30 protein-coding genes are annotated in these 24,876 nt (G+C 32.5%); 20 read left to right on the forward strand and 10 right to left on the reverse strand.

Annotated features, from left to right (window positions below):
- The first annotated feature begins 2 nt into the window (after positions 1–2).
- The 6 genes from flgH (at position 3) to RVY88_RS04140 (ending at position 4,996) form a co-directional block, all read left to right on the forward strand.
- Entirely contained in the window at positions 3–707 is a 705-nt protein-coding gene (flgH, locus tag RVY88_RS04115; protein WP_002849268.1) for a flagellar basal body L-ring protein FlgH, read from the forward strand.
- A 183-nt stretch (positions 708–890) separates the two neighbouring features.
- Positions 891–1,514: a DUF305 domain-containing protein gene (locus RVY88_RS04120; protein WP_162167151.1), complete on the forward strand. Its 624-nt coding sequence runs from the start codon at positions 891–893 to the stop codon at positions 1,512–1,514.
- 184 nt (positions 1,515–1,698) lie between these two features.
- A complete protein-coding gene (locus RVY88_RS04125; RefSeq protein WP_002849272.1) occupies positions 1,699–3,375 on the forward strand; it encodes an acetolactate synthase large subunit in 1,677 nt (558 codons plus the stop codon).
- A 3-nt stretch (positions 3,376–3,378) separates the two neighbouring features.
- Positions 3,379–3,840 carry an acetolactate synthase small subunit gene (gene ilvN / locus RVY88_RS04130; protein ID WP_002849273.1) on the forward strand — a complete coding sequence of 154 codons (462 nt, stop codon included), beginning with the start codon at positions 3,379–3,381 and terminating at the stop codon, positions 3,838–3,840.
- Positions 3,840–4,787 carry a UDP-3-O-(3-hydroxymyristoyl)glucosamine N-acyltransferase gene (gene lpxD, locus RVY88_RS04135; protein WP_065844456.1) on the forward strand — a complete coding sequence of 316 codons (948 nt, stop codon included), beginning with the start codon at positions 3,840–3,842 and terminating at the stop codon, positions 4,785–4,787. The genes ilvN and lpxD overlap by 1 nt, the downstream gene beginning before the upstream one ends.
- Positions 4,784–4,996: a hypothetical protein gene (locus RVY88_RS04140; RefSeq protein WP_065844455.1), complete on the forward strand. Its 213-nt coding sequence runs from the start codon at positions 4,784–4,786 to the stop codon at positions 4,994–4,996. The genes lpxD and RVY88_RS04140 overlap by 4 nt, the downstream gene beginning before the upstream one ends.
- Here RVY88_RS04140 and RVY88_RS04145 read toward each other — a convergent pair.
- Positions 4,993–5,601 carry a DedA family protein gene (locus RVY88_RS04145; RefSeq protein ID WP_162167152.1) on the reverse strand — a complete coding sequence of 203 codons (609 nt, stop codon included), beginning with the start codon at positions 5,599–5,601 and terminating at the stop codon, positions 4,993–4,995. The genes RVY88_RS04140 and RVY88_RS04145 overlap by 4 nt on opposite strands.
- A gap of 109 nt (positions 5,602–5,710) precedes the next feature.
- Between RVY88_RS04145 and nadC the strand changes: the two genes are divergently transcribed.
- The 7 genes from nadC to RVY88_RS04180 all read left to right on the forward strand — a co-directional run bounded on the left by nadC (position 5,711) and on the right by RVY88_RS04180 (position 12,725).
- Positions 5,711–6,541 (forward strand): carboxylating nicotinate-nucleotide diphosphorylase, encoded by an 831-nt coding sequence (nadC, locus tag RVY88_RS04150; RefSeq protein WP_065844453.1) that lies wholly within the window; start codon positions 5,711–5,713, stop codon positions 6,539–6,541.
- Positions 6,542–6,741: 200 nt separating this feature from the next.
- Positions 6,742–7,572 carry a formyltetrahydrofolate deformylase gene (gene purU / locus RVY88_RS04155; protein ID WP_002849286.1) on the forward strand — a complete coding sequence of 277 codons (831 nt, stop codon included), beginning with the start codon at positions 6,742–6,744 and terminating at the stop codon, positions 7,570–7,572.
- A complete protein-coding gene (locus tag RVY88_RS04160; RefSeq protein ID WP_162167153.1) occupies positions 7,573–8,061 on the forward strand; it encodes a tRNA (cytidine(34)-2'-O)-methyltransferase in 489 nt (162 codons plus the stop codon).
- The gene (locus tag RVY88_RS04165) at positions 8,049–9,344 is read left to right on the forward strand and encodes an endonuclease/exonuclease/phosphatase family protein (RefSeq protein ID WP_065844017.1); all 1,296 of its coding nucleotides are present in this window, start codon (positions 8,049–8,051) and stop codon (positions 9,342–9,344) included. Before RVY88_RS04160 ends, RVY88_RS04165 begins: the two co-directional genes overlap by 13 nt.
- Positions 9,337–9,495, forward strand: a complete 159-nt coding sequence (locus RVY88_RS04170; protein ID WP_162167133.1) for a hypothetical protein — start codon at positions 9,337–9,339, stop codon at positions 9,493–9,495. Before RVY88_RS04165 ends, RVY88_RS04170 begins: the two co-directional genes overlap by 8 nt.
- Before the next feature lie 129 nt (positions 9,496–9,624).
- Positions 9,625–11,640, forward strand: coding sequence for a glycine--tRNA ligase subunit beta (gene glyS / locus RVY88_RS04175; RefSeq protein WP_162167154.1), 2,016 nt, complete (start codon positions 9,625–9,627; stop codon positions 11,638–11,640).
- Entirely contained in the window at positions 11,637–12,725 is a 1,089-nt protein-coding gene (locus RVY88_RS04180) for a DNA adenine methylase (protein ID WP_065844451.1), read from the forward strand. The genes glyS and RVY88_RS04180 overlap by 4 nt, the downstream gene beginning before the upstream one ends.
- Positions 12,726–12,762: 37 nt before the next feature.
- On the opposite strand, the gene RVY88_RS04185 is transcribed toward RVY88_RS04180, so the two are convergent.
- The 9 genes from RVY88_RS04185 to RVY88_RS04225 all read right to left on the reverse strand — a co-directional run bounded on the left by RVY88_RS04185 (position 12,763) and on the right by RVY88_RS04225 (position 18,828).
- On the reverse strand, positions 12,763–13,164 hold the full coding sequence (locus tag RVY88_RS04185; RefSeq protein WP_002849301.1) for a hypothetical protein: 402 nt from the start codon (positions 13,162–13,164) through the stop codon (positions 12,763–12,765).
- A complete protein-coding gene (locus RVY88_RS04190; protein WP_034959644.1) occupies positions 13,161–13,427 on the reverse strand; it encodes a hypothetical protein in 267 nt (88 codons plus the stop codon). The genes RVY88_RS04185 and RVY88_RS04190 overlap by 4 nt, the downstream gene beginning before the upstream one ends.
- Positions 13,408–14,835, reverse strand: a complete 1,428-nt coding sequence (locus tag RVY88_RS04195) for an alanine/glycine:cation symporter family protein (protein WP_065844449.1) — start codon at positions 14,833–14,835, stop codon at positions 13,408–13,410. Before RVY88_RS04195 ends, RVY88_RS04190 begins: the two co-directional genes overlap by 20 nt.
- Positions 14,836–14,903: 68 nt before the next feature.
- The gene (locus tag RVY88_RS04200) at positions 14,904–16,997 is read right to left on the reverse strand and encodes a heavy metal translocating P-type ATPase (protein ID WP_410470424.1); all 2,094 of its coding nucleotides are present in this window, start codon (positions 16,995–16,997) and stop codon (positions 14,904–14,906) included.
- Positions 16,966–17,262 carry a YtxH domain-containing protein gene (locus RVY88_RS04205; protein ID WP_162167155.1) on the reverse strand — a complete coding sequence of 99 codons (297 nt, stop codon included), beginning with the start codon at positions 17,260–17,262 and terminating at the stop codon, positions 16,966–16,968. Before RVY88_RS04205 ends, RVY88_RS04200 begins: the two co-directional genes overlap by 32 nt.
- Entirely contained in the window at positions 17,259–17,561 is a 303-nt protein-coding gene (locus tag RVY88_RS04210; RefSeq protein WP_002849306.1) for a hypothetical protein, read from the reverse strand. Before RVY88_RS04210 ends, RVY88_RS04205 begins: the two co-directional genes overlap by 4 nt.
- A gap of 32 nt (positions 17,562–17,593) precedes the next feature.
- Positions 17,594–17,887, reverse strand: a complete 294-nt coding sequence (locus RVY88_RS04215) for a hypothetical protein (protein ID WP_002849307.1) — start codon at positions 17,885–17,887, stop codon at positions 17,594–17,596.
- Positions 17,880–18,515 carry a hypothetical protein gene (locus RVY88_RS04220; protein ID WP_011731973.1) on the reverse strand — a complete coding sequence of 212 codons (636 nt, stop codon included), beginning with the start codon at positions 18,513–18,515 and terminating at the stop codon, positions 17,880–17,882. Before RVY88_RS04220 ends, RVY88_RS04215 begins: the two co-directional genes overlap by 8 nt.
- Positions 18,505–18,828 (reverse strand): HMA2 domain-containing protein, encoded by a 324-nt coding sequence (locus tag RVY88_RS04225; RefSeq protein ID WP_065844447.1) that lies wholly within the window; start codon positions 18,826–18,828, stop codon positions 18,505–18,507. Before RVY88_RS04225 ends, RVY88_RS04220 begins: the two co-directional genes overlap by 11 nt.
- Before the next feature lie 181 nt (positions 18,829–19,009).
- Between RVY88_RS04225 and RVY88_RS04230 the strand changes: the two genes are divergently transcribed.
- From RVY88_RS04230 to RVY88_RS04260, 7 genes are all read left to right on the forward strand, one after another.
- Positions 19,010–19,219: a hypothetical protein gene (locus tag RVY88_RS04230; protein ID WP_002849310.1), complete on the forward strand. Its 210-nt coding sequence runs from the start codon at positions 19,010–19,012 to the stop codon at positions 19,217–19,219.
- A gap of 67 nt (positions 19,220–19,286) precedes the next feature.
- Entirely contained in the window at positions 19,287–20,096 is an 810-nt protein-coding gene (locus tag RVY88_RS04235; protein WP_038453357.1) for a M23 family metallopeptidase, read from the forward strand.
- 63 nt (positions 20,097–20,159) lie between these two features.
- Entirely contained in the window at positions 20,160–20,567 is a 408-nt protein-coding gene (locus tag RVY88_RS04240; RefSeq protein WP_162167157.1) for a hypothetical protein, read from the forward strand.
- The gene (locus RVY88_RS04245; protein ID WP_024305227.1) at positions 20,568–21,236 is read left to right on the forward strand and encodes a response regulator transcription factor; all 669 of its coding nucleotides are present in this window, start codon (positions 20,568–20,570) and stop codon (positions 21,234–21,236) included.
- A 52-nt stretch (positions 21,237–21,288) separates the two neighbouring features.
- Complete coding sequence (locus RVY88_RS04250) at positions 21,289–22,350, forward strand: HAMP domain-containing sensor histidine kinase (RefSeq protein ID WP_317051264.1); 1,062 nt, start codon at positions 21,289–21,291, stop codon at positions 22,348–22,350.
- A 148-nt stretch (positions 22,351–22,498) separates the two neighbouring features.
- Positions 22,499–23,722, forward strand: coding sequence for an argininosuccinate synthase (locus tag RVY88_RS04255; RefSeq protein WP_162167159.1), 1,224 nt, complete (start codon positions 22,499–22,501; stop codon positions 23,720–23,722).
- A gap of 64 nt (positions 23,723–23,786) precedes the next feature.
- On the forward strand, positions 23,787–24,851 hold the full coding sequence (locus RVY88_RS04260) for a tyrosine-type recombinase/integrase (RefSeq protein WP_024305228.1): 1,065 nt from the start codon (positions 23,787–23,789) through the stop codon (positions 24,849–24,851).
- The last annotated feature ends 25 nt before the right edge of the window (positions 24,852–24,876 follow it).

The following is a 24,876-nucleotide window of genomic DNA, read 5'->3' on the forward strand; positions in this document are numbered from 1 at the left end:
TTATGAAAAAGAAATATATTTTAGTTTTTATTTTACCGTTTTTTGCAGGTTGCGCAACAGGTGCCAACCCGGACATTTCCATGGAGCCACCGGCATATGTGGAACAGCTTCCATCAAAAGAAAACGGCATAGGCGTAAGCAGTCCAGGCAGTCTTTTTGGTAGAGGAGACAATCCGTTATTTTCAGATAGAAAAGCTATGAATGTAAATGATATCGTAACTGTTGTTATACAAGAGACGGCAAATCAAACATCAAAAGCCGATAAAACAACAAAAAAAGATAGCACTACGTCTTTGAGCGGAGGTACTTTTACGACTCCTGCTAACTCAGCGCTATCTGGAATCGCAAATGATATTAATAAAATTTCAGGTATAGGATTTTCAGCCGGCGGAGCAAATAATTATAGCGGAAGCGGCACTAGTACTAGAAACGAGACTTTTAATACGACAGTTTCTGCAAGGATTATAAAAATCCTAAATAACGGTAATTATTTTATAGAAGGTAGTAAAGAGATCCTTATAAATAACGAAAAGCAGATAATGCAGATAAGTGGCGTTATAAGACCATATGATATTAGCCAAAATAATCAAATAGAGTCTCGCTATATCTCTGATGCTAAGATACTATATAAGACAGAAGGAGATTTACAAAGAGCTACTAGCAAGCCTTGGGGAACAAAGGTTTTAGAGACTATTTGGCCTTTTTAAATTTATAACATCGACTTTTGAATATTCCAAATGAAAAAGAGTTTAGCTTAAATTTATTATTTATAATATGCTAAACTCTACTTTGCTTACTTATAATATATAATTTATATTAAAACAATTATCAAAATATTTAGTATTTTTAGTTTAAATTCTCATTTATAAATTTAAGTGTAAAGGACAACTATGAAAAAAACAGTTATAGCGATAAGCATCGCTTTGGCTTTTAATTTAAGTGCTGCTCAAAATGATCATATGCACGATTCCATCGGTAATTCTGCGTCATATAAAATAATGATGAGTATGCATGAACCTATGGTAAATACTCCTTTTGTAAGTTCAGGCAGCGTGGAAGTCGATTTTTTAAGCAATATGATACCGCATCATCAAGGAGCGGTTGATTCTTCTAAGCTTCTACTTGAATTTAGTAAAAACGATACAGTAAGAAAGATAGCAAGCACCATAATATCAGATCAAGAAAAAGAGATAAAAGAGTTTAACGATATTTTAAAAAACAAAACTTATTCTACTACAAAGCTAGATAGTGCTAAATATGATGAGTTTGTTGCCGCCGAAAGATTAGACATGAAAAATATGATGGCAGATATGGGAAAGGTACAAGACACTAATAACGTAGATAGAGATTTTCTAGAGTCTATGATATTTCATCATAAAGGTGCCATAGACGCTTCAAATCAAATTTTAAAATACACAAAAGATAAAACTATAATACAAATAGCAAAAAATATCATCAAAGCCCAAGAAAAAGAGATAAAAGAGTTTAACGAGCTTTTAAAAAGCGGTATTTAAATCTAAATATACTAAACTAAATATGCGATTTATCCTACTATAATTATATATAAATTTGATAAGTGTGTGATTTCTACACACTTATCGATATTTTTCATATATTTTTAACCTTGCTTTTATTCTGTTTTAAATTTACTTAACATAATTAACGCTATAATTTTGTATTTTATACAAAGGTGGAACGATGAAAAAATTAAATGGTTCACAGATGATAAGTGAAGCATTAAAGCACGAAGGAGTTAGTGTTGTTTTTGGCTATCCTGGAGGAGCGGCTTTAAACATTTATGATGAAACATATAAGCAAGACTATTTTACTCATGTTTTGACTAGACATGAGCAAGCAGCAGTTCATGCTGCTGATGGATATGCTAGAGCTTCTGGCAAGGTCGGTGTTGCTTTTGTTACAAGTGGTCCGGGTTTTACAAATGCCGTGACAGGTCTCGCTACTGCTTATGCCGATTCGATTCCACTGGTGCTTATAAGCGGTCAAGTCCCGCTACCGCTCATAGGTACTGATGCTTTTCAGGAGATTGATGCGGTGGGAATTTCTCGCCCTTGTGTAAAACATAATTTTTTAGTTAAAACTATAGATGAACTTCCACGTATTTTAAAAGAAGCTTTTTATATAGCTAGAAGCGGACGTCCGGGCCCTGTTCATGTGGATATACCAAAAGACGTAACTGCGGCTATGGGCGATTTCAATTATCCAAGCGAGATAAAAATGCAAACCTATAAACCAAATGTAAAAGGTCATCCAAATCAGATTAAAAAAGCGTGTGAGATAATATCAAAATCCAAAAAACCTATAGTTTATCTAGGCGGAGGTGCTATAAATAGTAATGCTGCGGATGAGGCTAGAAAATTTATTCATACTGCAAACATCCCGACTGTTGAAACCCTTATGGCTCTTGGAACTTTAAGAAGCGACGACGAGTTAAACTTAGGAATGGTCGGAATGCATGGAAGTTACGCTGCAAATATGGCTTTAAGCGAAGCGGATTTGATTATCTGTTTTGGAGCTAGGTTTGATGATAGGGTAACTGGTAAGCTTAGTGAATTTGCAAAAAATGCAAAAGTTATACACGTAGATATAGATCCAAGCAGCATCGGAAAGATAGTGAATGCAGAGTATCCTATAGTAGGCGATCTAAAGAATGTTTTAATAGAATTAAATGATAAGATAAATATCTCAGAAGGCAGTTTTGATCCATGGATAGAGCAGATATCTATATATAAAAAACTTCATCCGCTTACCTATAAAGACAGCGATGAGATTTTAAAACCGCAATGGGTTATTCAAAATTTAGCCAAAATAGCCGGAGATGACGCTGTTATAGCAACGGATGTCGGACAACATCAGATGTGGGTAGCGCAGTTTTATCCATTTACTCGTCCAAGGCAACTTCTTACTAGCGGCGGATTAGGAACTATGGGTTATGGACTTCCTGCTGCTATGGGCGCTGCATGGGCGGTTGATGTTCCTGTCGTAGCAGTTAGCGGAGATGGTGGATTTCTTATGAATATACAAGAATTAATGACTTTATCGGCAAATAAAAAACGCGTTATAAATATAATTTTAAATAATAATTTTTTAGGAATGGTTCGTCAGTGGCAGACGTTTTTTTATGGTGAAAGATATTCAAATACGGATCTTAGCATTCAACCAGATTTTGTTAAAATTTGTGAGGGTTTTGGCGGAAAAGGTTTTGTTGTAAAAACTAAAGACGAGTTTAAAAATGCACTTAAAGAGGCTCTTAAAATCGATACTGTAAGCGTTATAGAAGTTAAGATAGATAGATTTGAGAATGTTTTACCTATGGTTCCAGCCGGAGCTGCAATTTATAATATGATATTGGAGTAGGAGATGAGAAGAGTTATATCGGCTATTGTTTTAAATGAACATGGCGTTTTAAGTCGTATTGCAGGGCTTTTTTCAGGGCGTGGATATAATATTGACTCGCTCACCGTAGCTCCAGTACCAGATAGTGAGTTTTCAAGAGTTACTATAGTGACTAGTGGTGATGAGAGGGTTTTTGAACAGATAGTAAAACAACTTCATAAACTTATACCGACTTATAAAGTTATAGATAGCGGTGAGTTCGTAGAAAAAGAGATGGTTTTAGTAAAAATATCTTTAAATGAAAACTTTAGTGGATTAGATCCTATATTAAAATCATATAACGGTATGGTTGCAAATGCAAATGAAAATTGCATCATAGTCATGGCTTGTGATAATGCTCAGCGAATTGACTGTTTTATAAAAGTAATGAAAAAATATAACCCGATTCAAATAGTAAGAAGCGGATCGGTAATGATGGAAGTATGATGAGATTAAGTGAAATTTATAAGATTTTAAATTTAGAGTTTGTAGGCACCGATATGGAAATTTCGGCTCTAAATTCTCTTGGAAGAGCTAATGTAGATGAGCTTAGTTATTGCGATAGCGAAAAAAATAGTAAATTTATAGATGAAAGCAGAGCGGGAGCTATTTTAGTAACTTCAAATTTAGCAAATTTAGTAAAAAGTAGAGCCGTAATAGTAGAAAATCCACACCTTGCTTTTGCTATTTTATCAAAAACGTTTTCTAAGCCTCTATTTTATCCAAAATCCCCAGCTGTGATAGATGAAAGTGTTACTATAATGCCAAATGTATATATAGGTAACAATGTAAAAATAGAATCTAGAAGTATCATCATGGCAGGAGCTTATATAGGAGATAACGTAACCATAGGACAAGACTGCATAATTCATCCAAATGTTGTAATATATAATGATTGCAAGATAGGAAATGAGTGCCATATAAATGCTAATGCGGTTATAGGAAGTGATGGTTTTGGATATGCTCATACAAAAACCGGTGAGCATATAAAAATTTATCATAATGGCTGGGTAGAATTAGAAGATAATGTAGAAATAGGAGCTTGCACAACTATAGATAGAGGCGTTTTTGAGCCGACTATTGTTAAAAAATATAGCAAAATAGATAATCTAGTTCAAATCGGTCATAATTGCGAGATCGGTTTTGGTTGCATTATCGTAAGTCAAACGGGTCTTGCTGGAAGCACGAAACTCGGACGAAATGTTGTTATGGGAGGACAAAGCGGTACTGCCGGTCACTTAAAAATAGGAGATTTTGCTCAAATAGCAGGTCGCGGCGCTGTTAGCAAAGATTTAGAACCGGGAAAAAACTATGCAGGATATCCTATAATGGAGTTGAAAGAGTGGTTTAAACTTCAGGCTAAATTTTTAAAAGAGTTTGGAGTAAAAAGATGACAAATGCTAAATTAGAAAAAGTTATTGCATTAGAGGGCACCAAAAAAGGATCTATTTTGGTAGCTCACATCGATGAGCCTTATGGAAAAGACTCAAAGCCTATTATATTGAAAGGCGATAATGAGCCAGACTGGAAAGTACATATACCTTATGAAAATTTAGACGAACTTATAGATGTTTTAAATGAGATTAAAAAAGCAAAAGATTAGCTCTTTGCTTTTTTCTTCTTTTGGATATAGATATATGCAGCCGTAATCATCGCTACTACTATGAGAAGCACTATTATTATAGTATGTAAGTATTCAGCGATAAGCTCTTTTTGATCACCTAAAAAATATCCGATAGCTATCAAAATCGCTACCCAAATGCCGGCTCCTAAAGTAGTAAAAATACAAAATCTAAGAATATTCATTTTAGCTAGCCCGGCAGGAAGACTTATATACTGCCTTATGCCTGGTATCAATCTGCAGTTAAATGTTGAAATTTCTCCGTATTTATTAAAGAAATTTTCAAATTTATCCATTTTTTCATCTGTTATTCCTACGTATTTTCCATATTTTTGTATAAAACTTCTACCGAAAAAGAAACATAAATAGTAGTTAAATAAAGCTCCGGCTAAGCTGCCAAAGGCTCCGGCTAAGAAAGCTAGAGTAACACTCATTTCGCCTTTATATACAAGATAGCCAGCAGGTATCATCACGACTTCGCTCGGAAATGGAAAAAAACTACTCTCAAGAGCCATTAGTAAAAATATACCTATATAACCCCAACCAGCGACTAGATCAACTAGAAAATTTATAATATCGCTTAGCACTTATATCCTTTAATAAAAATGTGTATTTTAGCAACATATGGTAAATGTTTATCGTTTAATTATTTAAATTTATTTGCTATTTAAGTGTTTTTATATCATAATACTAGTTATGAATACATATATTAACGAACTTATAAACTTAGGCTTTAAAGAGGATTTAAGTAGTAGCGGAGATATTACTAGTTTAGCTATTTTTAATGATGAAAAAGATAGTTTTTATTTGATTTGTAAATCTGATGGTGTGCTTTGCGGTATAGATATATTTAAAAAAGTTTTTAAATTTATAGATGAAAATATCTCTGTGGAACTGTATTTCAAAGACGGTGATGCGATAAAATACGCAGATATGGTAGCAAAAGTATCAGGAAGCGTGATAAACATTTTACAAGCCGAAAGAGTAGCTATAAATTTCATAAGCTATCTCTCTGGCATAGCTACAAAAACCTCTATTTTCGTAAAAGAATCCAAAGGCAATGTAAAAATACTAGACACTAGAAAAACGCTTCCTGCTTATAGAATGTTAGCAAAATACGCCGTAAAATGCGGCGGCGGAGAAAATCATAGAATAGGGCTATACGATATGATTTTAATCAAAGACAATCATATAGACGCAGCAGGAGGCATCACTAACGCGGTTACTAAAATACGCCAAAAATATGGAAATAAATTTAAAATAGAAGTAGAAACAAGAAGTTTAAATGAAGTAAAAGAGGCTTTAAATTTAGGTATAGATATGATTATGTTTGATAATATGAGTTTAGAAATGATGAGAGAGGCTGTTAAAATTGTATCTCAAAAAGCCTTTATAGAAGCTTCTGGAAATATGAGTTTAGATAAGATAAAAAAGCTTGCAGATTGTGGTGTAGACGCTATTTCTTTTGGTGAACTAACACATAGCGTTAAAGCTTTTGATTTTTCTTTGAAAAAAGAACTCATATAAAATAAATCAAATTTAAGTCTTATAAAAGTCAATAATACACTCAAAATCAATACTTAAAGGCTTCAAAAATATTACTAGCATCGCGTAATTATGATATTTTATTTACAATTGTATTTTAGATAGTCTTGTTTATGGATAATCTATTTTTTAGTAAAAAAATTGTATAATCTACGCAATTTTTTTAAATTTTTGGAGCGGGTGTGAATTATATTTTAAAAATTGATTGTTATGATGAAAAGGGTCTAATACTAAGAGTTAGCGAGATAGTTTTTAAAAATGGTCTAAATTATGTTAGTACAAGTGAGTTTGTTGATCATGAAAATGAACGATTTTATATGCGTGCTGTGATGGTGGGCGATATAAATGTTTGTGAGTTTAAGAATACATTAAGTGCTTTTTTACCTAAAGATGCGATTATATTTTGTGAAGAGATAACTAAAAAAGATGTTGTTGTACTAGCTACAAAAGAGAGCCACTGCTTAGGAGATTTACTGATAAAACATAGTAGCGGTGAGTTAAACGCAAACATTCTTGCAGTCATAGCAAATCACGACACTTTGAGACCTCTTACTGAAAAATTTGATATTCCTTTTCATTTTGTTAGTTCAGATGGGATTAGCAGAGAAGAACATGAAAATTTAGTTTTAAACGAATTGAAAAAATACAAATTTAATTATATGATTTTAGCAAAATATATGCGAATTCTAAGCTCGAATTTCGTAAAAAATTATCCTAAAAAAATTATAAATATTCATCACTCATTTTTACCGGCTTTTATAGGAGCAAATCCTTATAAACAGGCTCATGAAAGAGGAGTAAAGATCATCGGAGCAACGGCTCATTTTGTTACTAATGATCTTGATGAAGGACCTATCATTACTCAAGATGTTATAAGAGTAAATCATGAAATGAGCTGGCGTGATATGCAAAGAGCAGGTAAAAATGTAGAAAAAGTCGTACTTTCAAATGCGCTTGATCTTGTTTTTGATGAGAGGGTTTTTGTTTATAAAAATAAAACGGTGATTTTTTAGATGTTTGATATAGTTTTGGTTCGACCAGAAATTCATACGAATACCGGAAGCATAGGAAGAATGTGCGTGAATTCAGGTTGCAGACTTCATCTTATAAAGCCGCTTGGATTTATGCTTGATGATAAGCATTTAAAGCGTGCCGGGCTTGATTATTGGGATAAATTGGATCTTGTTATTTGGGAGAGTTCGGATGATTTTTTAACTCAAAATATCAAATTTAAAGATAGATTTTTCTTTGCTACTACTAAAACAAATAGGCTCTATTTTAACACTAAATTCCAAAAAGGAGATTTTCTATTTTTTGGTGCCGAGGGATCTGGATTGCCGCTTGATTTAATGAAAATAAAAAAAGAAAACTGTATCACGATACCGATGAGCGGTGATGGAAGAAGTTTAAATTTAGCTACTAGCGTAGGAATTATAACTTATGAAGCGATACGCCAAAATATAAACGAGTTTAATTTTAGGGATGAAATTTGCGAGTTTTAATCCTACTTTTTATAGCTATTTTTTCTATTTCAGCTGAACTTAAGATAGCGACTTATAACGTAGAAAATCTTTTTGATGATAATATAGACGGGAGCGAATATAAAGATTTCAAAGATGGAACATGGAATACGGCTAAATATATTCAAAAATTAAATAATATTTCGCGAGTGATAAAAGCGCTAGATGCGGATTTTATTTCTGTATTAGAGATAGAAAATAGCTCTGTTTTAAAGCAGTTGGCTATGAAAAGCGGGTATAAATTTTATGAGTTTGCTACAAATAAAAATGCTCCCGTAGGACTTGGAGTAATGTCGAAATATCCTATTTTAAGTAGCCGAAAAATCGTAATTCCAAATTTAAAAACCAGACCTATTTTAGTAAGCGAGATAAGTTTTGGAGGTGAGACAATAAAGTTTTTCTCAACTCATTTCCCGGCAGCAAAAAATAGTTTAAAAGATAGAAAAACAGCTGCAAATACTATGATAAAAGCAGTCGAAAATGAAAAAAACAGTATAATTTTAGGCGACTTAAATAGTAATTATGGATATGGATTTTTGCTAAATGATTTAAACGGAGAATTTAAAAATCTCTGGGAATTTGTAGGAAACAGAGATAGAAGTTCATATAAAAAAGGTGGCGCTATAGATCACATAATGCTTCAAAATAGCTTTTTTAACGGAAATATTAGATACAAAAACTCTAGTTTTGGCGTATTCAAGCCAAGTTTTTTATCTAGCGGGAAGTTTTCCGATCATTACGCTATTTATGCGGTATTAACTTCAGAATTTAGAGATTCACCCGTTTTAAAAAAAAGTATAGATGAAATTTATGCAGTGAGCGATGAGAGGGCAGAGGTCGTTGGAGTAGTTATTTACGTTGATAAATTCGGTTATATTTTGGCTGATAAAAGTAGAAGAGGTATATACGTATATGAAAAAAATCCAAAACTTCCACTTGGCACGAAGGTTGAAGCTATAGTAAATAAAACAGATCTTTATAAAGGAAATATGCAGATTTCTAGCATATCGTATAAAAACGTAGATACTGCTTTTGATACTGATATAAGCAAATTTATGATAAGTCAAGATGAGATAAAAAGCGCTAGGAGCGGCGATGTTGTTTCAAATTTGAAGATAGATGTAAAAGATGGTTTTACATCTATCAACGGTGAGAAATTAAGAGTATTTAGTCGCTCTAAAAAGATAAAAAACGGGCAAAATTTAGTTTATAAAAATGCGTTAGTTTGGAGTTATAAAGGCGAGAAGGAGCTTGTTGTTGAGTGATTTTTTTAATTTTTTAGTTTGGGTTTTGCTTGTATTTTTGATATTTGTTTTAGTTGTAGGATTTAATCGTCAAATGATGGAAAAAAATCGTCTCAGAGATGAACAAATAGCAAAAAGGAAAGAAGCAAAAGGTAAAATGAAGATAAAATAGATGATAATAACTCATCAAATTAGTTAAATATAGTTAAAACAGAGTTATTTTATGAAAATATCAACTTTTGTTTGTTTGAGTTTAAAAGCTTGTTACTAAAATAGGCTGATATTATAAGGAGAAAAAAAGATGAAGCTATTGATTGAAATCGGCGTTGAAGAGTTGCCGGCAATCCCTTTTTTAAGGGAATTAAATAATATAAAACCAAAATGGAAGCAAGTTTTAGACGAATACGGACTTGATAGCAAATTCAACCTTGAATATACTCCAAGAAGAATCGTGATAAACGGCGATATACCAGAACTTACGCCTGATTTAGAAGTTGAAAATATAGGAGCTCCAAAAAGCGTTGCTCTGCAAGACGGTAAATGGAACGCGGCTGCTTTGGGATTTGCTAAGAAGTGTGGCATAAGTCAAGATGAGCTTGGTTTTAAAGAGATTAAAGGTAAAGAGGTTTTATATCATAAAAGCGTTATAAAAGGTAAGCTTGTTTCTGATTTACTGCCTGCTATGATAGAGAAATTTATATTATCTTTAAATTTCGGGAAAAGTATGAGATGGGGAAACGGCGAATATGAGTTTATACGCCCTATACGCTCATTAATATCTATTTTAGGTGAAAAAAGCTTGGATTTTGAAATTTTTGGAGTTAAGAGTAAAAAAGCGTTTTATCCACATAGAAATTTCGGTTATGATATGATAGATTTTTCTAGTATAGATGAGTATTTTGAGCTTGTGCGAAAAAATGGAATTATACTAAGCGCTACTCAGAGAAAAGAGAAAATTTTAAACGAATTTAAGACTATTGAGACTAAAAATAACCTGAAAATAGAGCTTGATTTTGATCTTTTAGATGAAGTTGTAGCTATAACAGAGTATCCAACGGCACTCTTAGGTAGTTTTGAAAAAGAGTTTTTAGAGGTTCCTAGCGAAGTTATTATCACTTCAATGAAGGAAAATCAACGCTATTTTCCTTTGCATAATGCAGATGGAAAACTTAGCAATCATTTTGTAGTAGTAAGCAACGCTATTACAGATGACCATAATTTAATAATAAGAGGAAATGAAAAAGTCTTAAGAGCAAGATTAAGCGATGCTAAGTTTTTTTGGCATAGTGATTTAGCTAGCGAGTTTAGTAGTGAAAAGCTAAAAAATATCACTTATCTAAATGAGTTAGGCAGTATGTACGATAAAGAACTCAGAGAGAGACAAATCGCTAGAATTTTAGCTAGTATCTACGATAAGGATTTAAGATATGAGTTTGGTGGAGATTACGCTGATGAACTTGATAGGGCTGTCATGCTTAGCAAAGCCGATCTTACTACTAATATGGTTTATGAATTTACAAATCTCCAAGGAGTAATGGGTGGGTATTACGCTGCATATAGAGACGAAAATCCGTTTATAATAGGCGCTATCAAAGAGCAGTATTTGCCAAACGCAAATTTATATCCAAAAACTCTATTTTCAAGTTTAGTGGCGATATCAAACAAACTTGATACTTTAATGGGGCTTTTTAGTATAGGTAAGATACCAAGCGGAAATAAAGATCCATACGCATTAAGAAGAGCGGCTAGCGGAATTATAAAAATAGTACTAAATTTAGGTATAAATTTTGATTTGAGAAATATTTTAAATTTAATAAAACCAAATTATAAAAATTTTGATTTAAACTATCTTGAAAGTTTTGTATATGAAAGACTTTATAGCATTTACGATGTTAACCCTTCTGTTATAAAAGCGTGTTTAAATAGCTCACAGAGTGACTTGAAAAGATTAAATGCAGCCATAATTGCACTTGATGAAATATGCAAAATGAAGGATTTTAAAGATAATTTCTCTACATTTAAACGACTGTCTAATATTATAAAAGATAGCGAGATTGCAGAAATAAATGAGAGTTTATTTGAAGAAGACGTGGAAAATGAATTAAACAATAAATTTAAAGCTTTAAATTTAAATATAGACGATACAAAAACATATCTTGAGAGTTTGTTTGGATTAAAAAACAGTATTGATCTTTTCTTCGACTCTGTGATGATAAATCACGATAATCCAAAAATAAAAGCTAATAGAATCTCCATTATAGGTCAAATTTATAAAGCATTTTTAAAAGTGGCTGATATAAAGGAAATTAGCGCTTGAGTGAAAATCCACGCTATTTAAAAGAGCAACTAATAACTTATCTTGGAAATAAACGTTCCTTGCTAGGTTTTATAGAAGCTGGTATAAAAGGTGTAAAGCAAGATATAAAAAAAGATAAAGTTAGTTTTGCAGATATTTTTAGCGGCTCTGGCATCGTAGCACGAATGGCTAGAGCCCATTCGCATACGATATATACAAATGATCTTGAGTTGTATTCAAAAGTTATAAATGAGTGCTATCAAACAAATTATAGCGATGAACTAAATGAAAAACTTGATTTTTATTATCATAAATTAAGCGATATAAAAGATTTAAAAAGAGGGTTTATAACATCTTTATATGCTCCAAAAGATGAAAATGATATCAAAAAAGACGACAGGGTATTTTTTACTCTTAAAAATGCGATGATTATAGATACTTTAAGAACTGCTATAGATGAGATAGTTCCAGATGAATTAAGGGTATTTTTCTTAGCTCCGCTTCTTTCTGAAGTAAGCGTTCATAGTAATACTAGTGGTGTTTTTAAGGGATTTTATAAAAATAAACTTGGAATAGGCGAGTTTGGAGGAAACGGAAAAAACGCTCTTAAAAGGATAATGAGCGATATAACTTTGAAAAAACCTGTGTTTTCGAATTTTAAATGCGACTCATATGTTGCCCAAAAAGACGCCTTAGAGTTTGCTAAAGATATGCAAGAAGTAGATATTGCTTACCTTGATCCTCCATACAATCAACATCCTTATGGCTCAAACTATTTTATGTTAAATTTAATAGCAAAATATGAAAAACCAAAAGATATAAGCTTAGTGAGTGGCATTCCAAAACAATGGAATAGAAGCGTTTATAATAAAAAAAGAGATGCTTGTTCGGCATTTTTTGAGCTTATAAATAATTTAAAATCAAAGTATCTGTTGATATCGTTTAACAATGAAGGTTTCATAGATAAAGATGAGTTTATAACGAATTTATCAAAGATAGGCAGAGTTGAGTTAAAAGAGCAGAAATACAACGCTTTTCGCGGTAGTAGAAATTTAAACGGCAGAGATTTACATGTATTTGAGCAGCTTTATTGGGTAAAAAAATAATAGCTTATCTTATCTTTTTATCTCAAAAAAAAACAGCTCAATACTTTCCTTGATATACAACTTTTTCTTTAACTTGATAATATATGCTGATTTTACCATCAATTTTGCGAAAATCCCTTATGTACTGTGAAATTTCATTTGCTATTTTATTAAACGTAGCTTGACTTATAAGGATTTTACCGACTAAATTTGCTTCTGTGCCTTTAGCCCATGCATTTACATTTGCATCATCTAGAAGCGTTCCATAAGCTAACATTATATCTTGTCTATTTTGCTCATCGAAGTTCATATAATCAACTTCGATATTTTGCGATTGAGGCTCTTGTACAACTTCTTTTATATTATCATTTTGTGCGGCGACTGCTATATTGTGCTGAGCATTGTTTTTAGCAGAACAGCCAGTAAATATAAGAAGCAAGATATATATGTAGATTTTCATACTTCGCTTGCCTTTAGACGTTTTTTACTATGCTTGTTTAAAAATTTAGCATATTTTGTCCCATAAAGACCGGCGTGCCATAGACTAAATCCCACCATTGCGGCACCTGCTATAGTATGGAGTTTTGCCGCTTTTTTATTTTTCATATTAAAAGCCGTTATAGTAAGTATGCCAAGACTAGCGCTTAAAGCTATTTTGGCTGATTTTCTTTGAAACTCTAAGTCTAAGAGTTTGTTTGATATTTTATTCCCAACATTCTGCATTTTTTATACCTAATTCCTTAGCTTTAAAAACAGGTTCTTTTCCTGCTTTTTTCTGTATTATATAGTCTCGAAGCGTTACTTTAACTATATTAGATAAAAATAGTATTGCCAATATATTTAAAGTCGCCATACCTGCCATAAGTATATCTGCTAAACTCCAAGCTATGGTTAAGTTCATTTGAGCTCCTATAAATACCATCGCTACAGCAGAAACTTTAAATAAAAACATAATTATCCTATTATTTGTTAAATATTTTATATTTGCTTGAGCGTAATAGTAATTTCCTATAAGAGATGTTATGGCAAATAATGCAATAGCTGCCGATACGAAGTGTAATCCTATATCTCCGAAATACTCTTGCATAGCTTGTTGTACGAGAGGAAGCGCTGTTAGTTCTTGTCCTTTTTCTATAAATTTAGTAGAAAATAGCACTAAAAACGCTGTACTAGTACATATAAATACATCTATAAATACCGCAAAACTTTGTACTAGTCCTTGTTTTGCAGGGTGGCTAGTATGGGCAGCAGCAGCTGCATTTGGCGCCGAGCCCATACCTGCTTCATTTGAAAAAAGTCCTCTTTTTATGCCTATTGCAATTGCAGATCCGGCAAAACCTCCAAAAATAGCTTTAAAATCAAACGCTTCTTTAAATATAAGCGTCAAAACTTCAGGTATTTTTTCATAGTTTAAAATTATGGCGATTACTGCTAAAAGAGTATATGCGATAGCCATATAAGGCACAATAATAGAGCTAACTTTACCTATGGTGTAACTTTTGCTAAAAAATAAAATAGTAGTTATAATTGTTAAAATAATTCCTATATAGATAGTTATTCCGCTATTTTTAAACTCTTCCCAGGTGGTTGCCGGAGTGTAAATTTGAAAAGCTGAAGTCATGGTATAACTTTGTAATCCGTTAAAACCGTAGGCGTAAGTAAGTATTAGTATAATTGCAAATAAAGTGCCTATGCGTTTCATACCTAAAGCTTTTGTTATATAGTATGCGGGTCCGCCTTTGAATCCATTTCCATCTTTGCTTTTATAAATTTGAGCTAACGTACTTTCTGCAAATGCGCTTGCTCCACCAAAAAATGCCATTGCCCACATCCAAAATATAGCTCCGGCTCCACCGACTGTGATGGCAAAAGCGATTCCAGCTATATTTCCTATGCCGACTCTACTGGCGGTTGATATCATAAGTGCTTGAAAAGGGCTTATATGTTCAGGATGCAAGACATCGCTATCTGCTTTTTCTGTTACTGCTTTAAGGCTTTCTATGAACATCCCAATCTGTACAAATCCAAATTTAAAACTTAGGAAAATACCTACAAAAACAAGCAGGACAACAAGATAATATGTATATAACCAGTCATTAAGGTTATCTAGTAAAGAGATTATAAAATTCATTAAAGTCTCCTATATATTAATATTTTATTATATCTTACAAAATATTAATATGCTATAAAATTATAAAACTAATAATTTTGATTTATATCTGCACTATTTAGTGAGTTTAAAAGCAATGCTATGGTAGTTCCGTTATGTAAAACAGCGGTTTGTATAGGACTTAGTTTGCCAAGAGTTGCACCAAGCAGTATTCCTGAGTTTATACCTACTGTTGCTTTGAAATTTAAATTTATCTTTTCCATAGTTTTATTTGCTATTAGTTTTGCCTTTGCTACTGAGCATATATCGTCTTTTAAAAGACTTATATCAGCGCTTGCTTTTGCTATATCAGCACCTTTGCTCATGCTTATTCCGACATTTGACTTCACTAGACTTGGAGCGTCGTTTATACCGTCTCCTATGAATGCTATATTCTTTCCGCTTTTTCTTAAATTTTCAATAATTTGTGCTTTATCCGTAGGTAAGCAATTTGCAAATACCTTGTCTACACCGATACTTTTTGCTACTTCATCGGCTTTGTTTTGTACATCTCCTGTTAGCATTATTATCTCTTTTACTCCGTACTCTTTTAATTTCTCTATGCACTCTTTTGCATTGTCTCTTATCTCGTCTTTTAGAGCTATTGTACCTATTAATTTTTTATCGTATCCTATATATAGCATAGCAAATCCGCTTTTGATACTCTCTTCAAGCTTTGATTTATGAGCAGAAAAATCTATCATTTCATCATCTTCAAGAAAGTGCCTGCTTCCTATAACTACTTCTTTTCCTTTTACCACCGTTTTTACACCGTGAGCTACTATGAACTCTACTTCTTCATGGTGTATGTGATGAAAACCTCTTTGCCTTGCTGCTTTGACTATAGCTTCGGCTACTGGGTGAAAGTAGTGCTCTTCTGCACTTGCTGTTAAATTTAACAGTTCATCCGAATTAATTCCTTCATCAAAACTATAAATTTCGGCTACGCTTAAATTTCCGTATGTGAGAGTTCCTGTTTTATCAAAAACAAATGTATCTGCATTTGCTAGAGCTTCTATTGCTTTTGCTCCTTTTATCAAGATACCATCACGTCCAGCTTTGCTTATACTTGTTTTAAAGGCTACTGGCGTTGCTAATTTCAGAGCGCATGAATAGTCTGCTTGCAGCACCGAAGCCATAGCCATCGTATTTTTATTTATTATATAACTAAGACCGGCTAGTCCAAGAGTTACTGGTACTAATTTATCTGCAAGTTTCGTAGCTTTTAACCCTATTGATGATTTCTCGTTTAAGCTTGCTTGAATGTATTTTTTTATGCGACTAGTGGCAGTTTCATCGCCTATAAGTTCTGCCCATATTTTTATACGTCCTTCTTCAACTATAGTTCCGCTCATAACTCTATCGCCACGCTCTTTTTTGACCGGTTCTGCTTCTCCTGTCATGCTCACTTGATTTATGCTAGCACTTCCTTCTACGATATATCCGTCTATAGCTATGCTCTCACCAGTAGATACTACTACTATATCTCCTATTTTTATATCTTTTGCATTTATGAGCTTGAGCTCTTTTTTGCCATTACCTATCACTTCTATCCACGCCTCTTTTACATTTGGACGTGCTAATTCTTTTATTAGATCATCACTTTTATGTACCGTACTTTCTTCTATGTATTCACCTAAATTTAAAAGGAGATTCGTACCGTTTGCAGCTGAGTAATCTCCTCTTGCGAGGCTGACTCCAACAGCCAACGCTTCAAGAGTCTTACTTGTAAGCCCTTCGTGAAGTAACTCATAAGCGCCTTCTTTAAAAAGTTCTTTAGAGCCTGCAAGAGTAGCTGCTATGTTTATAAATTTATTTTTATTTATACTAGTTAAGGCTAATATCGCTGCTGATTTATAAATTTCAGCTTTGCTTGGAGCATTTTTTATACTTTTTAAAGTTGAAATTTGTATGTTACTGATATCTTGTATTATATTTTTTAAATTTCGACTATAAGTTATTATAATGCTTTTTGCGGCTTTATTTACTCTTGCGTTTAGAACATCTTCTAACTTTAAAATTTCAGCTTCAAGATTTCTCTCATCGATAAATTCGTTTAGTTCGTTGCAGATAAATCTAACTCTGTTATTTACGTGACTGGCTATTTTTAGACTATTTTTGGGCATTGACTTCAGCTTTGGCATCTTCAAATCTCTCTTTTAACTCTTCGGTACCGCTTTGTAATAAATTTGTGGCTTTTACTATCGCTTTAAATAGTGTTTGCTGCGCATTTTGGTTTGTTAAAAGATATGTGATTCCAGCACCTAGCAATACTCCTTTTAAAAATCCTGCCGTATTAAAGTTATCTGGTATAAATGGAATATCTTTTGTTAAGTTATTTATAGTTTCATTTATAGCTGATATAGCTGATTTGTCTGTGTTTTGGTTGTTAATGTATGGATTTGTCATTTGTTTTCCTTTAAAATACTATTTGTTGCTTTTATCATAGATAATCCAGCAGCTACTTTTATAGCCGCATTTATATATTTTCCTTGTACTACGTCATTTGACGCCCATATCCCAAATCCGGCGGCGATACCGCTTTCAATACTAATTTTTAAAACTTTTTTCATGGCGGTTTTTGTATCTATTTGACCATCTTTTACTTGATTTAAAGAGATGGCGCTAGATGCTATAAAACCTATCAAGGAACCGCTAAGAAAATTATCCGCAGGTAGTCTCGAAGTAGAAAATAAACTGTTATTCATATTTTAAATTCCTTCTAAATCTATACTATTATTTAAATTTCAAAATCTTGTTTGTTTTGATCTGTTTGCGGTGCTTTTTTTGCTTGCGGTTTTCTCGGTTTTCTAGTTTTTACCGGTTTTTCGCTGCTTAAATTTTCAAGTTTGACTACTTTTAAAGAGCTATCTTTTGCTTTTTTAGCTATCTCTTTACCTTTATCAAGTCCTGTTAAAAGGCTATTTTGTATCGCTTTTCTATTATTAAAAGCATATATAGCAAGCCCGCCTACTAAAGCTCCGGCTAAGAATGGAAGTGCCATTTTAAATCCTTTATTTGAGATATTATTCATCGATTTTTTCCTTTTTTATGATTTCATTTATCAATAATCCTATTAATCCTCCGGCTGCAACTCCGCTAAAAAACGGAAAACTCGGATGATTTAAAAGAGTATTTATGTTTTCCATATTTGCTTCTCCTGAAGCTATTTTGTTTGCCTCTTCAAGAAAATCTTTTATACTGTTATTTGACTTTGGATCAGTATTATTTTGATTTGAGTTTTGTATATTTGGAGCTAAGTTTTGACAAGATATACTTAACAAAGATGCTTTTAGAGCCGGGATATATTCGTTATTTGAAGTAGCCCAAAGTCTAAAAAATAGATCTTTTACGTCATCATCCATAAATTCCGATGCGTTTTTATAAAATTCATTTATCTCTAGTTCGTAATTTATAGCGACTATTAATTTTTCAAAATTATCTTTTGGATTTAAAACTTCGCATTCGTTTAAATTTATACTGTAATTTTTCTCGTCTGCTAGGTTTTTTAGCAGCTCTAAACCGCTTTTTTTAATAGATAAAATTTGGTTAAAAATTTCTGTATCGACAAAATTAGAATAGATAAGAATTCCTCTATTTTCATAGTTAAAAGCAAGATTGTAAATCTCTTCTTTAGAGTAGTTATCAAATTTAATTTGCATTGCAACTCCTTTTGATTTCTTCAATTTTTTTAGATATGTGTTCTAAATTTTGACCATTTAGCATATCATTCCAGAGATGTTCTGGAAATTTATTTTGATCGTATAAAACGGTAACCGAGCCTACTAATTTATTGAATTTAACGCTATTTATACCGTCTATTTTTGCTATGATTTTATCTATTTCGTCTAAGCCTATGTTCGATTGAAGCTCCTTTATACGAGGAGAAACTCTAACTCTAAGGCGACCAGGAACGCTATGAATAAGCGAAAAATACGGTAAAATTTCATTTAATATTTTTAAATTTGAACTCATATAATCTCTTTATTTGAAAGTTTTGTAATTATTATATTAATCTACTTAAATAAAACTTAATTTATCGCTTTTAAAACTAATTTTTTAATTTTTAAATTTATGATGATTTCTTTTATCAAGATAATAAAGGTATTATTAAGATTTTTTAGGTATTATGGCGAAAATTTTTTAAGGAGCTGCTATGAGCTATGATGAATTAGAATTAGAAGCTATGATCCAAGAGGTTTTAGAAGATTGTGGCGACTTTGAGAATTTAGATGACGAAGAGCTTTTTGAATTAATAGAAAAGATAAAAGAGCTTACAGATGGCGACACGGAAGAGGCTTATGAGCATCTAAACGGATATTCTCCGATAAGCAGAAAAAGGTTTATGTCGTTGTATTCGGTTTAATATTTTAAATTTAATGTAAATTATGATATTATTTTGACAACAAATTATAGAAGGATATCATACTCTTATGCAAAGATTTCTACTTATTTTACTGCTATTTATAACAGCAGCCTTTAGCGCTACTATAGGAAACGGCGAGACGCAAATCATCAGTATCGAATCACAATATGCTGGAAAATTAACCGCAAACGACAAAAAAATATCCTGGATAGATCATCCATTAAAACCGGGATTTAAAATAGCTTTTGTGCCGGCTAGTTATTACGAAACAAAAAATATCAATGTTAAAAATAGTTTAGACGGAGAGATGGGAATTACTGAGTTTGAACTTGTTAAGAAAGATTATAAACAAGAAAAAATTACCGTTTCAGAATCAAAAGTAAAACCGCCTCAATCTGTTATGAAACGTATAGACAAAGAGAGGCGTGAAGCTCAACAAATTTATAAAACAGTTAGTAAAGGTCTATTTTTTAATGATAAATTTATATCTCCTATGAATAGTTTTATAACAAGTGATTTTGGCACTGCTAGAGTATTTAACGGACTTATAAAAAGTTATCACGGAGGAACGGATTTTAGAGCTGCAGTCGGAGAAAGCGTAATAGCTGCAAATAGCGGAATAGTAAAGATAGCAAAAGATAGATATTACGCCGGTAAAAGTGTGGTTATAGATCATGGAAGCGGTATTTATACTCAGTATTACCATCTTAGCGATATCATCGTAAAAGTCGGTCAAAAAGTAAATAAAGGCGATATATTAGGTCTTAGCGGAGATAGCGGTAGAGTTAGCGGACCGCACTTGCACTTTGGAGTAATTATAAACAATGTTCAAGTAAATCCTCTTGATTTTATAAGTAAAATTAATATGGTTTTATAAATTCACAAAAAATCAACAATTTAAGCTTATAATTCCATCATATTTCAAGATGAAGGATGAACGATGAAAAGTAAAATCTTATCAGCCGCTTTAGTAACGGCGGTTCTTAGCAGTTTTGCATTTGGTGCGAATGATAAAGCTATAGAGCTTAGCAATAAAATTTTTGCGGTTAAAAAGGACGCTAGCGCAAAAGAGCTTATAATAAGAGATGCGTGTTTTAAAATTCATAATGAGATGTTAGAAGTCACTAAAAATATGACTCCTGATCAAAGAGATGATTTCAATAAAGAATTTAGAATGCAAATGAGAAAAAATATGGCGACTCTTGGCAAAGACGAGTATTTTAATCCGGCAGTTTGCAGATCTGTTATGAAAAAACATAATAGAAATTACGGCATGAGAAATCCGGGCATGGGCATGGGCGGTGGTTACAACTGCCAATCAAATGCGGATTGTCCATATAATCAATAAATGAGCAAAATCCTAGTCTTAGAAGATGAGCCGATGCTGCAAGATATGATAAGTTCATATCTTCAAAGCTTCGGCTATGAAGTAGAAGCTTCTGATAGCTATGATAAAGCTCTAAGTATTGCTTATGAAAAAAATTTTGATCTATTTATATTTGATGTCAAAATCATAGGCGGTAGTGGATTTGAACTATTAGACGAGCTTAGATCCTCAGGAGTGGCGACTCCTTGTATATTTGCCACTTCATTAAATGGTATAAATGACGTTACAAAGGGTTTTAAAGTCGGTTGTGACGATTATATAAAAAAGCCATTTGAGTTAGCCGAACTTCTTTTAAGAGTACAAAATATACTGAAACGAAACTTTAATCACTATGTAGATGATAATTTTATCATTATTAATAGTAATTTCAAATTTGATATCCTACAAAAAAAATTGATGCAAGATGGCAAAGTTCTGCCTCTTGCTAAAAAAGAGACTGAGCTTTTATGTCTATTTTTAAAAAATAAAAATAGAATTTTAAGCCGAGATGAAATTTATTCTCAAATTTGGGAATTTGATGAAGTACCGAGCGAACTAAGCCTAAGAGTCTATATAAGAAATCTTAGAAAACTTATAGGTAACGAAAAAATCATAAGCCACTCAAAACTTGGATATGAATATGTCTCATAAAAAATATATTCTTCCTATTTTTTTGCTTTATACCATAACTAGTATGCTCTTTTTGCTGTTTTTCGCAGTTTCATACTACAAAGAGGCAAAAAATGATATATACGAAAAAACCGTAAAAGATCTAAGAGCGTATGCGAATGAGATTGAGTATATGCTTAGGATAAATGGCGGCATAGGCGAGATCTTGGATCTTAAAAGCGAGTATGATATAAATCTTTATGATATCAGATCAAAAAGATATGTATTAAAAAACTTTGATAGACCTATTTATAATGGTCGATATTACGTAGATGATAAATTTATGTATTACAGCGACGATATTCATACAAAAAGACGAACTATAGAATTAAATTTAGAACTTAGAACACAAAGTCCTCACGCTAGCATAAATAGGCTTTTTGTCAAGATATCTATGATCTCAATCATCGTGCTTTTGGCTATATCTGTTATAGCGTATTTTATCGTTAAACTCTCCTATCTGCCACTTTTAAATCAAATAAAAACTTTAAATAACTTTATCACGGATACTACTCATGAGATAAATACGCCTTTAAGTGTGATACTTATGAGCGTAGAAATGTTTGATAAAAATCATTCAAAATACCTTGAAAACATTAAAATAGCCTCTAAAACTTTATCAAATTTATATAATGATTTGGCTTTAAATTTAAAAAGCGAACCAAATAAGATAGAAAAATTAAATTTAAAAGATATTTTTATAGAACGTGCAAAGATTTTTGAAATGAGTGCGGCAAATAAAGACATTAAAATAATTTTAAATTTAGAGGATGCGGAAGTTGATTCTGATAGTTTTAAATTTAAAAAAATACTTGATAATATAATTTCAAATGCTATTAAATATAGTTTTAAAAGTCAGCAAGTTATCATCAATTTAAAACAAGATAATTTTTGCGTTGTAAATTTCGGATCTACTATTTCAAAAGAAAATTTAAATAAAATTTATGATAAATTTAGTCGTTTTGACTCACAAAATGGTGGTTTTGGTATAGGTCTAAGCCTCGTAAAAAGATATTGCGATGAGCTTGGATTTAAAGTAAATTGCGTAAGCGGTGATGATAGGACTGAATTTTGCGTGAAATTTAAAGAAATTTAAATTTAAATTTTTGATTGAGTATTATTTTTTAAATTTAACTTAAATAATAGATTAAAAATGCCATCTTCCTTAAATTTTATTTTTTTATTACATATTTATCTGTTTTTAGCTAAAATCAGCAAAATTTTTAAATCATAAAGGTCAGCAGATGCAAAAGAAGGATGTTAAAAAAGTTGTTTTGGCTTATAGTGGCGGACTTGATACAAGTATCATTTTAAAATGGCTACAAGACGAGTATAAATGTGAAGTCGTGACTTTCACAGCCGATATCGGTCAAGGAGAAGAGGTCGAGCCAGCTCGCAAAAAAGCTATAAGCTTAGGTATAAAACCTGAAAATATCTTTATAGAGGATTTGCGTGAAGAGTTTGTAAAAGACTTCGTATTTCCTATGTTTAGAGCAAATGCTATATACGAGGGCGAATATCTTTTAGGCACATCTATCGCTCGTCCTCTTATAGCAAAACGTCTTGTTGAGATAGCTGCTGCCACAAAAGCAGACTGCGTAAGTCATGGTGCTACTGGTAAAGGAAATGATCAAGTTCGTTTTGAGATAGGAGCTTACGCCTTAAATCCAAATATCAAAGTTATCGCTCCTTGGAGAGAGTGGGATCTAAATAGCCGTGAAAAACTTCTAGCATATGCAGAGAAAAATGGGATAGATATAAGCAAGAAAAAAGGTAAATCTCCATATTCTATGGACGCGAATTTACTTCATATCTCTTATGAAGGACTTGTTTTAGAAGATCCAAATCACGCCCCAGAAGAAGATATGTGGAGATGGAGCGTCAGTCCAAAAAATGCTCCTGATGAGAGCGATATTATCGAAATAGAGTATAAAAACGGCGATCCTGTTGCGATAAATGCTAAATCAATGAAGCCTCACGAGATCTTAACAGAGCTAAACAGACTTGGTGCAAAACATGGGATTGGGCGCCTTGATATCGTAGAAAACCGCTATGTGGGTATGAAAAGTAGGGGTTGCTATGAAACTCCAGGAGGCACTATAATGCTAAAAGCTCACAGAGCTATAGAGAGCATTACTATGGATAGAGAAGCAGCACATCTAAAAGACGAACTTATGCCAAAATACGCTAGTTTAGTATATAACGGATACTGGTTTTCGCCTGAGCGTAAAATGCTTCAAGCTGCGATAGACGAGAGCCAAAAGAATGTGAATGGTACTGTTAGAGTCGAGCTTTATAAAGGCAATGTTATGGTCATCGGTAGAGATAGCAAGACCGATAATCTATTTAACGAAGCTTACTGCACGTTTGAAGAAGATAGTGTTTATGACCAAAAAGACGCGAACGGATTTATAAAACTTAACGTTTTACGCTTTATAATCGCCGGAAAAAACGGAAGAAAATTTTAGTTATTTTAGATAAATAATCTTAAACGGTTATTTATCTGCTAAAATTCGGAGTAAATTTAATACTATGAAATATAAATTAGACTGTAAAGAGAGTTTTGAAAGCTCATTTTTGTTTTGGCTGACTCGTTTTGTAAAATACAAGCTAAACTCACTCTCAAACAAAGAGCTCAAAGATCAAGCTGCTTTGGCTAGCGTGAATTACGCACTTACAAAAGGAGTTGCAAACATAGATGAGCTTGATGGTTTTGTAAAAAAAGCCAGAAACGCTGGACTTACTGGTATAAATACGTATTTTAATCCGTTAAAAAAGATTTACGAAGTGCTTAAATTTTATGAACTCACAAGTTTAGCTGTGATCGATGAAGAGCTTATAAGCGAAGTTCTAGCAAGTATCACAGGAAGTCTCAGTGATGCTAGCAAAAAAAATTACCGAATCGCTGCGATAAACTTTTTTGAGTTTATAGGAAAACAAAACGAGGAAGACGGTAAGGCGCATATTTTTGATATCGAGCTTAAAAACTGGGGTGGAGTTAGTGGAAATAAAGGTCAAAAACTTCCTGAGTTTATGAATGAAGAAGAGGTTAAAAGGTTTTTAAATGCCATTGATGAGACGGATTTTAAAATGAATTCAAATCGAAATAAACTAATCATCAAAACCATTGTTTTTACCGGAATTCGTGTAAGCGAGGCTCTAAATTTAAAAAGAAAAGATATTAGTGAAGACGGCGATCTTTATATCCTTAGGATACGAGGCAAAGGCAATAAATATCGTATTGTGATGATAAAAAAACATCTTATAGATGAACATCTACAAAATATAGCAATAAACTATATAAATAGCGAAGGATATCTTTTTGTAAATAGAAACGGAGAGAAGCTAACTCAAGCTTATGTAAGTCGCATTGTTGAGCAGATTTTATTTGGTGCTGGTATCAGAAAAGAGAAAAACGGCGCGCATATGCTTCGTCATACGTTTGCGACTATGCTTTACAAAAAACAAAAAGATCTGGTTTTAGTTCAAGAAGCCCTTGGCCACGCTAGTTTAAATACTTCTAGGATATATACTCACTTCGATAGTGATAAGCTAAAATTAGCCGCTAAAGTCGCAGAAGATCTAAACGATAACTAAATTTAAAAGTAAATAGTGCAATAAA

The organism is Campylobacter sp. TJR-1 (assembly GCF_032840035.1).
GTDB lineage: Bacteria > Campylobacterota > Campylobacteria > Campylobacterales > Campylobacteraceae > Campylobacter > Campylobacter fetus.

Excerpts from the sequence above, each read along its gene's own strand:
- flgH (WP_002849268.1), top strand. The coding sequence starts at position 3 with ATGAAAAAGAAATATATTTTAGTTTTTATTTTACCGTTTTTTGCAGGT.
- RVY88_RS04120 (WP_162167151.1), top strand. The coding sequence starts at position 891 with ATGAAAAAAACAGTTATAGCGATAAGCATCGCTTTGGCTTTTAATTTA.
- RVY88_RS04125 (WP_002849272.1), top strand. The coding sequence starts at position 1,699 with ATGAAAAAATTAAATGGTTCACAGATGATAAGTGAAGCATTAAAGCAC.
- ilvN (WP_002849273.1), top strand. The coding sequence starts at position 3,379 with ATGAGAAGAGTTATATCGGCTATTGTTTTAAATGAACATGGCGTTTTA.
- lpxD (WP_065844456.1), top strand. The coding sequence starts at position 3,840 with ATGAGATTAAGTGAAATTTATAAGATTTTAAATTTAGAGTTTGTAGGC.
- RVY88_RS04140 (WP_065844455.1), top strand. The coding sequence starts at position 4,784 with ATGACAAATGCTAAATTAGAAAAAGTTATTGCATTAGAGGGCACCAAA.
- nadC (WP_065844453.1), top strand. The coding sequence starts at position 5,711 with ATGAATACATATATTAACGAACTTATAAACTTAGGCTTTAAAGAGGAT.
- RVY88_RS04160 (WP_162167153.1), top strand. The coding sequence starts at position 7,573 with ATGTTTGATATAGTTTTGGTTCGACCAGAAATTCATACGAATACCGGA.
- glyS (WP_162167154.1), top strand. The coding sequence starts at position 9,625 with ATGAAGCTATTGATTGAAATCGGCGTTGAAGAGTTGCCGGCAATCCCT.
- RVY88_RS04185 (WP_002849301.1), bottom strand. The coding sequence starts at position 13,164 with ATGAAAATCTACATATATATCTTGCTTCTTATATTTACTGGCTGTTCT.
- RVY88_RS04190 (WP_034959644.1), bottom strand. The coding sequence starts at position 13,427 with ATGCAGAATGTTGGGAATAAAATATCAAACAAACTCTTAGACTTAGAG.
- RVY88_RS04195 (WP_065844449.1), bottom strand. The coding sequence starts at position 14,835 with ATGAATTTTATAATCTCTTTACTAGATAACCTTAATGACTGGTTATAT.
- RVY88_RS04200 (WP_410470424.1), bottom strand. The coding sequence starts at position 16,997 with ATGCCAAAGCTGAAGTCAATGCCCAAAAATAGTCTAAAAATAGCCAGT.
- RVY88_RS04205 (WP_162167155.1), bottom strand. The coding sequence starts at position 17,262 with ATGACAAATCCATACATTAACAACCAAAACACAGACAAATCAGCTATA.
- RVY88_RS04210 (WP_002849306.1), bottom strand. The coding sequence starts at position 17,561 with ATGAATAACAGTTTATTTTCTACTTCGAGACTACCTGCGGATAATTTT.
- RVY88_RS04215 (WP_002849307.1), bottom strand. The coding sequence starts at position 17,887 with ATGAATAATATCTCAAATAAAGGATTTAAAATGGCACTTCCATTCTTA.
- RVY88_RS04220 (WP_011731973.1), bottom strand. The coding sequence starts at position 18,515 with ATGCAAATTAAATTTGATAACTACTCTAAAGAAGAGATTTACAATCTT.
- RVY88_RS04225 (WP_065844447.1), bottom strand. The coding sequence starts at position 18,828 with ATGAGTTCAAATTTAAAAATATTAAATGAAATTTTACCGTATTTTTCG.
- RVY88_RS04230 (WP_002849310.1), top strand. The coding sequence starts at position 19,010 with ATGAGCTATGATGAATTAGAATTAGAAGCTATGATCCAAGAGGTTTTA.
- RVY88_RS04235 (WP_038453357.1), top strand. The coding sequence starts at position 19,287 with ATGCAAAGATTTCTACTTATTTTACTGCTATTTATAACAGCAGCCTTT.
- RVY88_RS04240 (WP_162167157.1), top strand. The coding sequence starts at position 20,160 with ATGAAAAGTAAAATCTTATCAGCCGCTTTAGTAACGGCGGTTCTTAGC.
- RVY88_RS04245 (WP_024305227.1), top strand. The coding sequence starts at position 20,568 with ATGAGCAAAATCCTAGTCTTAGAAGATGAGCCGATGCTGCAAGATATG.
- RVY88_RS04255 (WP_162167159.1), top strand. The coding sequence starts at position 22,499 with ATGCAAAAGAAGGATGTTAAAAAAGTTGTTTTGGCTTATAGTGGCGGA.
- RVY88_RS04260 (WP_024305228.1), top strand. The coding sequence starts at position 23,787 with ATGAAATATAAATTAGACTGTAAAGAGAGTTTTGAAAGCTCATTTTTG.